This window comes from Zeaxanthinibacter sp. PT1, from assembly GCF_028464225.1.
Taxonomy (GTDB): Bacteria; Bacteroidota; Bacteroidia; order Flavobacteriales; family Flavobacteriaceae; genus Zeaxanthinibacter.
The window spans coordinates 763,785-776,583 of sequence record NZ_JAQPCN010000001.1; the positions used below are offsets into that span (position 1 = coordinate 763,785).

Below are 12,799 nucleotides of genomic sequence, written 5' to 3' on the forward strand. Positions count from 1 at the left end.
GGTAGCTACTCCCGGCTCTTACTAGTTTCTATATTTAGCAGAAAGTTCTTTTGCGACCTCTCTGAGGGTGTCAGTAATTTCGTCTGTCAGTTTACCGGCCTTCAGCTGATCCAGGGTATCCCTGTGCTTAGCGTTCATGAACTGCAGGAAATCTCTTTCAAATTCTTTCACTTTCTCTACCGGCACATCGCGCAGCAGGTTTTTAGAACCGGCGTAGATAATTGCTACCTGGTCTTCAACAGTGAAAGGATCGTTCTGTGCCTGTTTCAGGATCTCAACGTTCCTACGTCCCTTTTCAATAACATTCAGGGTTGCGGCATCAAGGTCGGAACCAAACTTGGCAAAAGCTTCCAGTTCACGGAACTGTGCCTGGTCAAGTTTCAGGGTACCTGCCACTTTCTTCATCGATTTGATCTGTGCTGATCCACCTACACGGGATACAGAGATACCCACGTTGATCGCCGGACGAACACCCTGGTTAAAGAGGTCCTGCTCCAGGAAGATCTGACCGTCGGTGATAGAGATCACGTTGGTAGGAATATAAGCCGAAACGTCACCCGCTTGTGTTTCAATGATAGGAAGTGCAGTCAGAGACCCTCCTCCTTTTACCATAGGTTTTAACACCTCCGGAAGATCGTTCATATTCTTTGCAATTTCGTCGTCATTGATCACTTTCGCTGCACGCTCTAGTAAACGTGAGTGCAGGAAGAATACGTCACCTGGGTATGCCTCACGTCCCGGTGGTCGTCTAAGCAGAAGGGAAACCTCACGGTAAGCAACCGCCTGTTTAGATAAATCATCATAAATGATCAGTGCAGGACGGCCGGTATCACGGAAATACTCCCCGATAGCTGCCCCTGCGAAAGGTGCATATACCTGCATTGGCGCAGGGTCTGATGCATTTGCCGCCACGATGGTCGTGTACGCCAAAGCACCTTTATCTTCTAATGTCTTTGCGATAGCCGCAACAGTAGAAGCTTTCTGTCCTATAGCGACATAGATACAGTAAACCGGCTCGCCGGCATCGTAAAATTCTTTTTGGTTCAGGATGGTGTCAATACAAACCGTAGTCTTACCGGTCTGGCGGTCACCAATTACCAACTCACGCTGTCCCCTACCGATCGGGATCATGGCATCAATCGCCTTGATTCCTGTCTGTAACGGCTCGTTAACCGGCTGCCTGAAAATAACTCCCGGTGCTTTACGCTCCAGGGGCATTTCATAAGTATCACCTGAGATAGGTCCTTTACCGTCGATTGGGGTTCCAAGGGTATCCACAACACGTCCTACGATTCCTTCTCCTACTTTGATAGAAGCGATCCTCTGGGTACGCTTTACAGTGGCGCCTTCTCCGACCTCCTTAGAAGGTCCTAAAAGTACAACCCCGACATTGTCTTCCTCCAGGTTCAGGACGATCCCTTCAAGTCCACCTTCGAACTCAACAAGCTCGCCGTACTGGGCATTTGAAAGACCGTAAACCCTGGCGATACCATCACCAACCTGCAATACAGTTCCTACTTCATCCAGGGAAGCGGTAGCTTCGAACCCTGATAATTGCTTCTTTAAAATTGCTGATACTTCAGCGGCTTTTACTCCTGCCATTTTCTATTAGATAAATACAGTAGACCGGAAAGTTCCGGCTTACTATAGGTTATAGACTATTCGTAAATTCTCTTTTAATATTATTCAGTTGCGTCGCGATGCTGGCATCGTACTGCATATCCCCTATCCTCAGGACAAATCCTCCAAGGATCTCCTCGTCCACTTTGTTGGTTAGGGTAACTTTATTTTCTGTCATGGAAGCGATCTGCTTCAAGGCCTTCTTTTCTATGTCCTCGGTCATAGGAACAGCGGTGGTAATCACAGCTTCTTCCTCTCCTTTTTTCTCCTTGTACAAGACCAGGTATTTGAATGCCACTTCTCTCAGCATTCCAATCCTTTTGTTGTCAACAAGCATAGTCAGTACGCCTTCGGTCATAGGGTTCATCCCCTCAAACAGCGCGATCAAAGCTTCTTTTTTAGCAGATCCTTTAATCACGGGGTTCCCCAGCATATCCTCAACCCCTTTATTCGAAGAAACGGTCTGCACGATCTGTTGCATATCCTGCTCAACAGCATCGGCCACCATCTTCTCAAGGGCCAGGTCCAGGATTGCCCTGGCGTATCGTATTGCGGCTCTGGAATCGTTCATGAGCTTATGCGTTCATTTTTATATCTCCCAACAAAGAATCAACCAATTCCAGTTGCTTCTTGTTTTCAGACAATTTTTCTTTAAGCACCTTTTCGGCAATGGCTACGGAAAGCTCTGCCACCTGGTTCTTGATATCTGCAACAGCGGCCTTTTTCTCACTTTCAATAGTGAGTTGCGCCTGCTTGATCATCTTATCCCCTTCTACCTTGGCCAGGTCACGGGCATCGGAAACAATCTTTTCTTTAATCTCCCTTGCCTCCTTCAACATAGACTCTCGCTCTGCCCTGGCTTCTTTCAGTAACTTCTCACTGTCTGCAGTAACATTCTGCATCTCTCTCTTGGCATCCTCTGCTGCAGCAAGTGCACTACGGATTCCTTCTTCACGGTCGTTTACCGCGTTGAGGATGGGTCCCCATGCAAACTTTCTCAGTAACCCCAATAAGATGAGGAACAATACGGTCATCCAGACGAACAGGCCTAACGAAAAATCGGATAATAGCTTTTCCATATGTTTTTATTTTATGCTTTTAATTTTTAAAAAGGCAAGGGCCACAACCAACCGTTATGGCCTGTTGCCTCATTTTTTGGATTACACTGCGAACAGGGCAGCGAAACCGATTCCTTCAATAAGCGCCGCTGCAATCAGCATCGCTGTTTGAATTTTTCCGTAAGCCTCAGGCTGGCGAGCGATCGCCTCCATTGCAGAGCTACCGATCTTACCGATTCCGAAACCGGCTCCGATAACTACTAAACCTGCACCTACCATAATTGGAATTTCCATAATGTATATAGTTTAAAAATTAAAAAAAATTCAATCTACTACTGCCACCACCAGGTAACAGACACTCCTTATAAATGAGCGATTTCCCCTTCGTGCTCCTCGTGGTGTTCTTCCGAGGCAAAACCGAAGTACAGGGCAGACAACATCGTAAAGATATACGCCTGCAATAGGGCCACCAACACTTCTATCAACGAGATAGCAAATGCCAGTGCAAATGATAATGGGCTACCGATCCAACTCTTAAAAATGAACATCAGCCCGATAAGACTCATCAATACAATGTGTCCGGCGGTCATGTTCGCATACAAACGTATCAGCAGCGAAAAAGGTTTAACTATGGTTCCCAGCAATTCGATAGGAACAAGAATAATGTACAATGGAACTTTTGCGTACCATGGCATGGTATCTCCAAGTGGATCAAAAAGGTGTTTCCAGTATGTTTTGGTCCCCGTAAAAGAGGTGATCAGGAATGTCATAAGTGCAAGTGCGAATGTAATCGCGATGTTCCCTGTCACATTGACTCCCAGCGGAGTTAAGCCAAAAATGTTCAGGAACCAGATAAAGAAGAAAATGGTCAGCAGGAAAGGCATATACTTGCGGTAACGCTTCTCCCCGATATTTGGCCTGGCGATCTCATCCCTGATATAAAGCACGATCGGCTCCATAAAACGACCAAACCCTTTAGGCATGTTATTGTTCTTGGCATAAGACCTGGCAAGGCTGCTGAAGATCCACAGGATCAGAAGACCGGTAATGAAAATCATTACTACGTTCTTGGTTATGGAAAGATCGAGCGGCTTTTCATTGAGAACCTTGTGCTCCTCATTGTAGCGGATCTCACCATCTGCATTGGTCTCATAGATCTTGTTATGGTATAACTTATAGTAAGAACCGTCTACTTCGGCCAGGGTTTCTCCATGGTGGAACCTGGATGATGAAAAGACTTTCAGGCCTTCATCCCAAAGAATAACCGGTAACGGAACATCTATATAGACATGCTCGCCGTTATCTTTAGTATAAGAAAATAAAGAGAAGGAGTGAGAATCTTTCAAGTGATGCTCAATGTATTCCTTGATCTCTGTCTTCTTGTCTTTTTCAGGTGCTTCTCCAGCTTCTTTTGCATCCTTCGCGAAGCCTGTGAAGCTCATCAGAAGTGCAGAAACAATTAGAAATTTACTCAGTAATGTATTTCGCATAATGCCCTTACGTATAGGTCCCTAAAAATCCGTGCAAATGTAAGCTATTATCTCAAAAAGGGAAAAGCATTTTAGCTTTATTTTAAGCTGGTGAACGACAGGGTGCTTAGCGCTGCTCATTTTCCATATTGCGAAGTATCCTGGCAACCCAGACTGTTTCCCAGACCAGGCTTAGTACGTAAGGGATAAAAAATGCGGCAAATTCCGTACGGGACATCTCCCCGTCGGCCAAATAAGATGGGTAAAAAAGTAAGAAAAAAACCAGGAATTTTAACAGGCTGCCCCCCATAAACAGAAAACCGATCTGCGAACTCAGCCTGTACCTTAACAAGTATAAGGCGCAGAAAATTACAAACGCCAACACCAAGTTAACCACGTAACAAAGAATAATCTGGTTTCCGAAAAGCGGGAGTTCCAGCTTGTTCAGAATAAAAAGGTGAATAGCAAATGCCACCCCCATCAGGAGGACGGCGCCTAGCAGGAAAGCTGCCAAGGCATTCTTATTGCCCATACTAATACTTGATTTTTTTGATCTGCCTTAGCACCACCCATAGCGCCAATCCAAGGCCCAAAAGTGTCCCGATCAAAGTGAATATTTTTTTTTCATTCTCATAATGGGCGTCCAACCATTTACCTCCTTTTGCTCCGAGGTATATGATGATCCCCATTTCAGCGGCTATGCCGGAAAGTAAGGCTACGTTCCTAAGGGTGCTGTTCTTCTTATCAGGTTGCTTTGGCTGCTTCATTGCTGTTGCCCCTCAGCGGAGCTTTAAATGTGGATGATTTGGACGGGTTTTGCTCAGATGCCGTCTTTACAGAATTCTCGCCTTTCCCTTTCATATTACAGTTGGCATTGAAAGTTGCGCCAGGTTCCACAGCTAATTTAGCGACGGAAACAGTGCCTTCAATGACCGCAGATGATTTCAGGGTAAGTAATTCGGAAACCTGTAATTCACCGTTGAAATTACCTTCAATATCAGCGTTCACACATTCTACCTTGCCATGGATATATCCATCTTTGCCTATGACCACCTTTCCTGAAGTCTTCACGTTCCCATCGAGCTTCCCATCTATACGGAAATCAGCTTCAGAAATGATATCTCCCTTTATCTTGGTGTTTTTTCCTATTCGGTTCGGTTGCGCGCCTGTGTCGTTCATAGCTCTGGGTTTTTTGTTGTCTGAAAACATGGATTAAGGTTTTGGGGTTGAAATAAATTGCTGGTAGTCAGCCAGGTTCTTGTGTACTTGGATGGTTTTATAATTATCGGACAAAATTACAAAATTCTCAAAATCAATGCGGTAATCCCTATTGATTTTTAAAAGTTCAACATAGCCTAAGGCAAAATCCCTTGACTTAAACCCATGAACCACGACAAATTCTCTCTCCAGGTCATAGATATCAACAGAGACCTTATTATTATAACTCAGTTCCTTTACAGAATTTTCCAGGCGGCCCTTTAATTCCATAGCCTTAGTATGTAAATTCCTCCTGAACGGGTAGACCACTTTCCAGTTCCCCTGTCCTGCCGGTATATCTTCACTGGTGAATTCTCTCGGTTCCAGCTTAGGAAGCTGTTCCGCCACAATTTCCTGGGCTTTTTTCCCTTCGGGCAGGTTGGGATAATTGAGAGCAACGTAGTTCAGGGCCTCCCTGAATTGTTCAAATCCCTGTAGCCGACCTATCGCATTCGCCTTAAGCAACTCGAACTTCGCCACGATAGGTTCTCCCGTGTACTGGTTAATGTTTTCCTCGGCCCCGGTAATGGTTTTCAGGTATTCCTGTTGTTCAAAAAGTTCATAGAGCGCTGTATACCTGGCCTCGGGGCTGTCCTTATCCCCTTCCAGAACGGCGCGGGGATTCAGCAGCAGTTCCGCGTAACGAGATGAAGGATGTTCCGAAATAATTCGCTTTTTCATCGCTTCCGCCAGTGCCGGGGACGATTGTTCGTAGATCTTGTACAGGTTGTACTTAGAAGGCAGCACCAGCCGTTCTTCGGGCGTATTGTCCAGAACCGCTTCCAGTTTGGCTGCGGCAAGGTTGTACTCCCTGAACTTCTCCTTGTAAATTAATCCCAACTGGTAATTGGCAAAATTCCGTTCTTTTTGCAGACTGTCTATAACAGATTGATCCTGGGGAACCCTGTCCATATAAAATTCAAGAGAATAGAGTTGCTCTTCGGGTATGATCTCGCCGGGCCCGGCCTGGTCTGCATCAGCTATAGCGCCGGCATCTTCCCTGCCCAACACCTTGTTCTTATTGCTCCATCGCCAGTTATCCTCCAGTTCCCGTTCTCCCCATTTATTCCTGAATTCGTTTCTACCGTATCCCAAGGTTGTGATGTTATAGAAATAAAACTTCCCCTGGTTCTCTTTTCCTCCTTTAGACTTCCCGAATTGTGCAAAACCGGCGGCCTGCTTCTGACTTTCAACCTTTTCACGGGCTTCGGCCGCAGCTTTCAGCTGGGCAATATGATCCCCAAAATAGGTCAGGCGATCATCTATACTCATTTCGTAGATCCCAATTACACTATCGGCATAGGCAACCTGTGTTTCGTAATTGACAACTTCCTCCAGGTTATCCCTTTTCTTCTTAAAGGTGCGGAATTTCTTGGTATTCTCAGGGAGGTTGTTCAGAACACTATCGTAATAAGCGCCTGCCAATGGGTATTGGTTCTTATCAAAATAAAATTCGGCTAGCCGCTCGTAATTCAAGGCATTTAATTGTGAGCTGCCATTGAGGTCCCGTAATGACTTATTATAATAGGATATCCCAAGGCTGTCTTCCTGGTAGGCCATGTGATATTCACCAAGCTGGTGATAGATCTTTCCCAGAAAAGGCCTGTTCTCCCTATTATCTTCCATCCGGCTGAGCCATTCTAACAATTCTTCCCTCCTCTCCGGGCTGGTTTCGGTATTTGCGATCTGCTGCAGTTGAGCGTTGACGTAATAGATCCTGGGTGAACTGCGATTCAGTTCTATGACCTTGTTGAATGCGTAATTGGCACTATCCGGATACCCGAGCTGCTCATACAATTGCCCTATGATGTAATAATATCTTCCCTTTTCCGGTTTTTTCCCGGTGTAAGCCGCGGCGATCTTTAACTGCTGAACGGCAGTGTCCGGAACATTCAGGTTAATGTAGGCCTGTGCCATCATTGCCCTGGCATCAGCGTATTCCTGGTCCTTAAGAGATTCATATTGCAAAAGACGTTTCAGGTTCTTAAGCGCCAGCTCCTCGTTCTCCAGACGGATATTCGTCTTTTCCCTCCAGATCGTAGCTTCATTCAGTTTATCACTATCGGTATATTTCCTAAGGATATAATTAAAAGCCTCCAGGGCAGGGATATAACGTTGGTCAAAATACCGGGCCTTTCCCAATAATAGGAACGCCTCATCGGTTTGTGGATTTCTTTCAATTCCCCCAATTTCCATACTATGCTTCTGAATGGCTTTGGTGGCCTTTTCTTCTGCAATTAAAAAATTAGGATTGTTATCTTCAGAATCCAGCTTAATCTCTTCGGTAACTTCCATCCGCTCTACGGGGAGGATTTCCCAGTAATTATCCCTGTACGCTTCGTTTAGGGTTTCCCTTCCTTTTTCAAAGGCGATGCCCCCATTGTACAAGGTGTTGTACTGGGTATTCAGGGCGTGCCAATTGCGGTTGATGAATGCATCTTTCTTCGTAGAACAGGCATGGAATAGCACAGCCCCTAATGCGATGAATAATGTAATCTGGTAACGAAGCTTCAAATCGTACGGTATCTGTTCGTAATCTTAACTGAAAATACGCTTCTTTATTATACCCGGGCTCCGCTAAATATTGCTTTTTCAAGCTGTGGGCTCCCGGGGCTGCATCCTTAAGTTCTATTCGCCAGCTAAATATCCTAGTACTTGTATTAAAGAAGTGATCTTTTTGATAATGTGTATCCCCAACTGCATAGAGCTGCATTTTGAGCTAATTTTTTACTCCTTAGTCATTAATTATAGTTCCAGCTTTTCTTAGTTTTGCAACAAATTTGAGAAAATGGTTGATTTTCATCCTCTGGAAGTGACACAGGTTAAAACCCTTACCCCTGATTCTGTCGCAATAACATTTGGCGTTCCCAAAGAACTGGTACAGACATTCAATTTTTCTGCAGGCCAGTATATTACTATAAAAAAAGAATTGCGAGGCAAGGAATTGAGAAGGCCTTATTCTATTAGCTCATCCCCTAAGAAGGACTCACTGACCATTGGGGTGAAACAAGTAGATAAAGGAGGATTTTCTGCCTACGCTAACCAGAAAATTAAAGTGGGTGATGTCCTGGATGTACTTCCTCCACAGGGACGATTTATTTTTAAACCCGCTGCCCAGCCCAGGAATATTGTTGCTTTTGCCGCCGGAAGTGGTATTACCCCAATTATGAGCATTGCACGCACTGTCCTGGAAAGCAACCCTAAGAACACCATGGTCTTGCTCTTTGGGAATAAATCTTATAAAGACACCATGTTCTATACGGACCTGGTTAAGCTGCAATTAGAGTACCCGGATCGATTTTTCCTTTATTTCACCCTGACCGAAACCCGGGAAGAAGATTCCCTTTTTGGAAGGATAGATACCGCGAACGTAAACTACGTGTTGAATAACAAACACGCAGACACAATCTTTGACGATTATTATATCTGCGGACCGGAACCGATGATCAACCTGGTCACGGACATCCTTACCGAGAAAGAGATCCCGGAACACAAGATCCATTTTGAGCTGTTTACAACGACGGAGATCAGCGATGAACTCCCGGAAAAAGTAGATGGAAAAACGAAGTTATCCGTCATGCTTGATGATGAGAGCTTCGAATTGGAAATGGATAAAAACACTAAGGTACTGGATGCCGTTCTCAAGGAAAACATAGACGCTCCTTATTCTTGCCAGGGTGGGGTATGTAGTACCTGTATCGCCAAGGTTACGGAAGGTTCTGCAGAAATGGTCAAGAACCAGATCCTTACAGACGGTGAAATCGCGGATGGTTATATCCTGACCTGCCAGGCACACCCAACAAGCCAAGTACTTAAAATAGATTATGATGACGTATAAAGCTTAGCTATTTAGCTTTGCAAACAAACTACATGGTCGGTTTTCCTCTTTAAAAATGGAAAACCGACTTTTTTTTTGACCTACACCCGATATATCAATCCCTTCATCCCTGTACAATTCCATACCCTGAAATAACCTGAATGTCGAGTCAGACCAGCAAGTCTGTTTACACTGATGCGATAGTTATAATAGTTACCGGATTAATTTTTACGCTTAAATTTATAGGTAACTCTTATCAATCGTACAATGAGCCTTGAAATAGCACTGATTTTTATCATCATCCTCGGGATCATTATTCTTTTTGCCTTCGAGGTCTTCCCGGTGGATAAGATTTCCTTTTGCCTTATCGGAACTTTGCTATTACTGGGCCTGGTAACCCCGGACGAGGCGATCAGCGGGTTCTCTAACAGGGCAACGATCACTATACTGTGCCTGATGATCATAGCAGTGGCCCTGGAACAGAACGGGGTGATCACCTGGATGGCGAATGGCTTAAAGCGGGTAAAGAATTGGCCCATATACTTTATTATTCCCCTTTTTATGCTGATCACCGGGAGCATTTCAGCATTTATCAGCTCCACTGCGGTAGTCATCGTCTTTATAAAGATCATCACCGAACTTTCGGAAAAATACCAGATCTCTGAAAGCAGGCTGCTATTACCAATTTCATTTTCCAGTATCCTCGGTGGTAGTTGTACCCTCATGGGAACCTCCACCAACCTCATTGTAAACTCTATATACATTACCCGCACCGAGGAAAGGATAGGATTCTTCGAGTTTTCGTGGATGGGACTCATCTTTTTGATTATCGCTGTTATCGTAATCACAATACTCTACAAAGTTCTCCCGGCGGAGACCGATAAAAACCTGGAAGATCAATACGATCTCGACAACTATATTCTTACCCTGGAGATAGCTCCGGACTCCGCCCTGGTGGGGAAGGCTATAAGGGATACCCCTTTTAAAGACGAGGATCACCTTACACTACTGAAATTAAGCAGGAAAGGACGGGATAAGAATATCCTGGCGGGAAGCATAACATTACAAGCGGGAGACCGTATTAAGCTCTCCTGTGATTTGGATAACCTTATGCGCCTGAAGAAAAGCAAAGATTTTCTTATAGCCCCGGAAGAAGAAGTGGTGATGGAGGGCACTACGACCAAGATAAAACAGGTCGGGGAGGTGGATAAGGATAAAACCACCGTAGCTCCCGGTGAGATACTTTTGGTAGAGATCATGATGCTGCCCGGTGCACGCTTCCTGGAAAAAACATTGAAAGAGGTCCGTACCATCCTGGCAAACATAGCTACGCCTATCGCCATAAAACGAAGGCAACGCCGGGTTTTCCGAACAGACCGGCTGTTGCGCTATAATATTAATCCCACTTACCTGCGAGTAGGTGACCGTATCCTGGTGGAAATTGAAAAAGAAAAGATCAGCGACCTGGAGGTTTACGATAACATCGCTATACTGCAGCAGTATGAGACCCCTGTTCATTCCGGCTATAAACGCTGGTTGAGCATGGCTATCCTGGGAGGGGTGGTCCTTTTGGCCGCCAGCGGGATGCTCAATATCCTGAGCAGTGCGATTACCGGCTGCCTTGCATTATTACTGACCAATTGTATCACCCTGGAGAATGTATATAAAAAGATCAACTGGTCCGTGATTTTTTTACTGGCAGGAATGATCCCCCTGGGCGTAGCAATGCACAACACCGGGGCGGACGACTGGCTTACCCTGAAATTACTGGGACTGATGCACGGGCAGGATTCATTGATTTCCATCGGCCTGTTGTTCCTGGTGACCATGCTGATCAGCGGGGTAGTCTCTAATAATGCCACGGCCATTATCATGACCCCTATAGCCATTTCACTCGCCACGGGAATGGACCTGCCCGTAAAGCCCTATGTACTGGCTGTGATGTTCGCCTCCAATTTCAGTTTCTTTACACCGGTAGGCTACCAGACAAATGCCCTGATATATAGTATGGATCATTACAATTTCAGGCACTTCCTGATCCTGGGCGGGGTTATATCAATGTTACTTTGGATCGTTGGAAGTTTCTTACTCAATTCAATGATCCCCTGAAGTCAGGCTAACATTCTTACCGAGAATGGACAAAGCGTGCTCATAGCCTATACTAAAGGCCAGCTCTAACCCTTTTTTATCCAGAACCCCGATCCTATCGAGGTTAGGAGGCTCAAATAGAAGGTCGCAGTTTTTCATCTTCTGATGATTGATGGCATAGATCATCAAGGCCGAAGTCCTGTTAGCCAGCTGGAAAGAAGAACTGATCTCCTTTTTTTCCAATTTCCGGATCTTAGCCACATTACTGCCAATAAGGTAATCACAGGACGATAGAGGTTCTAAAGGGAAATTATTCATGATCCCTCCATCCGCATACAAATATTCCCCGATCTGTACAGGGCTGAATACCGGGGGCAGGGCAGCCGAGGCCAGCAATGCCTGTATCAGGGGTCCGCTTGAAAATACCTCGGCAGTTCCCAGTTGTAAATTCGTGGTAGTCACAAACAGCTGCTTGTAGAGTGATTCAAAAGAATCTTGAGGAAAAAATGTGCGAAATACTTTATAATACCGGTCGGTATCTAAGAGTCCGGGTTTCTGAATGGTGAGGTAATGGTAGCTGAAAAGCGAAGTACTCTTGAAAAAATTCCGAATGGTATCATTGTCTTTACCCGCAGCATACAGGGCCCCGACTAGGGCTCCTGCGCTGGTGCCGGAAATCATATCGATCTCTATCCCGTATTCATCCAGGGCTCTTAATAATCCTACATGGGCCAGCCCCCTCACTCCTCCGCCGGACAGCACCAGTCCTACTTTTTTTCCTCTCAGGTTATCCAGTGTCAAGTTTTCTTGTCCCTCTCCCATTATTCCATACGATCTAGTATATCACGAAGCATTTCCATCTGGAAGGCTCCGACGAAGGGGTTATCAGGAGAGCCGTTGGAAAGTATAAGATAGAACCCCAGTTTAGAAACTTTCCATTCGCGGCTTGTCTGATGTTCTAAAAGGTCTACCTTATAATAATAGCGAAAATGCTTCTTACTATCTATCCCGAGGCTTTTACAGACTGTCAGCGCCCGTCGAAGGGCCAGGTTAATCTCGGCTTCATCCTCAAAACCATAGCGCAACAACAGATTGGCGCTATACGTCAATCCACTGTAATCCAAGGCCTCTTCAAAAGCATCGAGGATGGCCATTCTCCTAAGGTCGTATTGAGTGATGATCTTCATTATTACATGGCTTTATTAATTTCTCCTATTATAGCATTCTTATCCATAACTCCGGAAGTTCTCCAAACAATTTCGCCATTTTTAAAAAGTATCATAGTAGGAACTCCCCTTACCTGGTACCGGGCCGCTAACTGTTGGTTCTTATCCACATCAATTTTGAGTATCCTGGCTTTCCCATCTACTTCTTTTGCCACATCCTTTAAAATAGGGGCAAGGGCTTTACACGGACCGCACCAGTCCGCGTAAAAATCGACCAGCACCGGCTGTGCTGAATTCACCAATTCATTGAAATTTCCTTTCATT

General features: G+C 45.2%; 14 protein-coding genes. 2 read left to right on the plus strand and 12 right to left on the minus strand.

Annotation, left to right across the window (positions count from 1 at the left end):
- Nucleotides 1-21: 21 nt before the first annotated feature.
- From atpA to porW, 9 genes are all read right to left on the minus strand, one after another.
- Nucleotides 22-1,602: a F0F1 ATP synthase subunit alpha gene (gene atpA, locus PP178_RS03340; RefSeq protein WP_272592892.1), complete on the minus strand. Its 1,581-nt coding sequence runs from the start codon at nt 1,600-1,602 to the stop codon at nt 22-24.
- Nucleotides 1,603-1,651: 49 nt separating this feature from the next.
- A complete protein-coding gene (gene atpH, locus PP178_RS03345) occupies nt 1,652-2,191 on the minus strand; it encodes an ATP synthase F1 subunit delta (RefSeq protein ID WP_272592893.1) in 540 nt (179 codons plus the stop codon).
- 4 nt (nt 2,192-2,195) lie between these two features.
- Nucleotides 2,196-2,699: a F0F1 ATP synthase subunit B gene (locus PP178_RS03350; RefSeq protein WP_272592894.1), complete on the minus strand. Its 504-nt coding sequence runs from the start codon at nt 2,697-2,699 to the stop codon at nt 2,196-2,198.
- An 81-nt stretch (nt 2,700-2,780) separates the two neighbouring features.
- Nucleotides 2,781-2,972 (minus strand): ATP synthase F0 subunit C, encoded by a 192-nt coding sequence (gene atpE, locus PP178_RS03355; protein WP_133642782.1) that lies wholly within the window; start codon nt 2,970-2,972, stop codon nt 2,781-2,783.
- Nucleotides 2,973-3,040: 68 nt separating this feature from the next.
- Entirely contained in the window at nt 3,041-4,168 is a 1,128-nt protein-coding gene (gene atpB / locus PP178_RS03360) for a F0F1 ATP synthase subunit A (RefSeq protein ID WP_430974690.1), read from the minus strand.
- 106 nt (nt 4,169-4,274) lie between these two features.
- Nucleotides 4,275-4,679 (minus strand): DUF6168 family protein, encoded by a 405-nt coding sequence (locus PP178_RS03365; protein WP_272592896.1) that lies wholly within the window; start codon nt 4,677-4,679, stop codon nt 4,275-4,277.
- Nucleotide 4,680: 1 nt separating this feature from the next.
- Nucleotides 4,681-4,914: an AtpZ/AtpI family protein gene (locus PP178_RS03370; RefSeq protein WP_272592897.1), complete on the minus strand. Its 234-nt coding sequence runs from the start codon at nt 4,912-4,914 to the stop codon at nt 4,681-4,683.
- Nucleotides 4,892-5,356: a bactofilin family protein gene (locus PP178_RS03375; protein WP_272592898.1), complete on the minus strand. Its 465-nt coding sequence runs from the start codon at nt 5,354-5,356 to the stop codon at nt 4,892-4,894. The genes PP178_RS03370 and PP178_RS03375 overlap by 23 nt, the downstream gene beginning before the upstream one ends.
- Before the next feature lie 3 nt (nt 5,357-5,359).
- The gene (gene porW / locus PP178_RS03380; protein WP_272592899.1) at nt 5,360-7,918 is read right to left on the minus strand and encodes a type IX secretion system periplasmic lipoprotein PorW/SprE; all 2,559 of its coding nucleotides are present in this window, start codon (nt 7,916-7,918) and stop codon (nt 5,360-5,362) included.
- A gap of 274 nt (nt 7,919-8,192) precedes the next feature.
- On the opposite strand from porW, the gene PP178_RS03385 reads away from it, so the two are divergent.
- Entirely contained in the window at nt 8,193-9,242 is a 1,050-nt protein-coding gene (locus PP178_RS03385) for a 2Fe-2S iron-sulfur cluster-binding protein (RefSeq protein ID WP_272592900.1), read from the plus strand.
- A 246-nt stretch (nt 9,243-9,488) separates the two neighbouring features.
- Nucleotides 9,489-11,330, plus strand: coding sequence for an SLC13 family permease (locus PP178_RS03390; protein WP_272592901.1), 1,842 nt, complete (start codon nt 9,489-9,491; stop codon nt 11,328-11,330).
- Here the strand turns inward: PP178_RS03390 and PP178_RS03395 are convergent.
- From PP178_RS03395 to trxA, 3 genes are read right to left on the minus strand one after another with little or no spacing between them, the layout of a single operon-like run.
- On the minus strand, nt 11,316-12,131 hold the full coding sequence (locus tag PP178_RS03395) for a patatin-like phospholipase family protein (RefSeq protein ID WP_272592902.1): 816 nt from the start codon (nt 12,129-12,131) through the stop codon (nt 11,316-11,318). The genes PP178_RS03390 and PP178_RS03395 overlap by 15 nt on opposite strands.
- Nucleotides 12,131-12,496 (minus strand): hypothetical protein, encoded by a 366-nt coding sequence (locus tag PP178_RS03400; protein WP_272592903.1) that lies wholly within the window; start codon nt 12,494-12,496, stop codon nt 12,131-12,133. The genes PP178_RS03395 and PP178_RS03400 overlap by 1 nt, the downstream gene beginning before the upstream one ends.
- Nucleotides 12,497-12,498: 2 nt before the next feature.
- The gene (gene trxA, locus PP178_RS03405; protein WP_272592904.1) at nt 12,499-12,798 is read right to left on the minus strand and encodes a thioredoxin; all 300 of its coding nucleotides are present in this window, start codon (nt 12,796-12,798) and stop codon (nt 12,499-12,501) included.
- Between the last annotated feature and the right edge of the window lies 1 nt (nt 12,799).

Bases quoted from the DNA above. Each gene is read 5' to 3' on its own strand.
- atpA (WP_272592892.1), bottom strand. From the start codon at position 1,602: ATGGCAGGAGTAAAAGCCGCTGAAGTATCAGCAATTTTAAAGAAGCAA.
- atpH (WP_272592893.1), bottom strand. From the start codon at position 2,191: ATGAACGATTCCAGAGCCGCAATACGATACGCCAGGGCAATCCTGGAC.
- PP178_RS03350 (WP_272592894.1), bottom strand. From the start codon at position 2,699: ATGGAAAAGCTATTATCCGATTTTTCGTTAGGCCTGTTCGTCTGGATG.
- atpE (WP_133642782.1), bottom strand. From the start codon at position 2,972: ATGGAAATTCCAATTATGGTAGGTGCAGGTTTAGTAGTTATCGGAGCC.
- atpB (WP_430974690.1), bottom strand. From the start codon at position 4,168: ATGCGAAATACATTACTGAGTAAATTTCTAATTGTTTCTGCACTTCTG.
- PP178_RS03365 (WP_272592896.1), bottom strand. From the start codon at position 4,679: ATGGGCAATAAGAATGCCTTGGCAGCTTTCCTGCTAGGCGCCGTCCTC.
- PP178_RS03370 (WP_272592897.1), bottom strand. From the start codon at position 4,914: ATGAAGCAGCCAAAGCAACCTGATAAGAAGAACAGCACCCTTAGGAAC.
- PP178_RS03375 (WP_272592898.1), bottom strand. From the start codon at position 5,356: ATGTTTTCAGACAACAAAAAACCCAGAGCTATGAACGACACAGGCGCG.
- PP178_RS03385 (WP_272592900.1), top strand. From the start codon at position 8,193: ATGGTTGATTTTCATCCTCTGGAAGTGACACAGGTTAAAACCCTTACC.
- PP178_RS03390 (WP_272592901.1), top strand. From the start codon at position 9,489: ATGAGCCTTGAAATAGCACTGATTTTTATCATCATCCTCGGGATCATT.
- PP178_RS03395 (WP_272592902.1), bottom strand. From the start codon at position 12,131: ATGGGAGAGGGACAAGAAAACTTGACACTGGATAACCTGAGAGGAAAA.
- PP178_RS03400 (WP_272592903.1), bottom strand. From the start codon at position 12,496: ATGAAGATCATCACTCAATACGACCTTAGGAGAATGGCCATCCTCGAT.
- trxA (WP_272592904.1), bottom strand. From the start codon at position 12,798: ATGAAAGGAAATTTCAATGAATTGGTGAATTCAGCACAGCCGGTGCTG.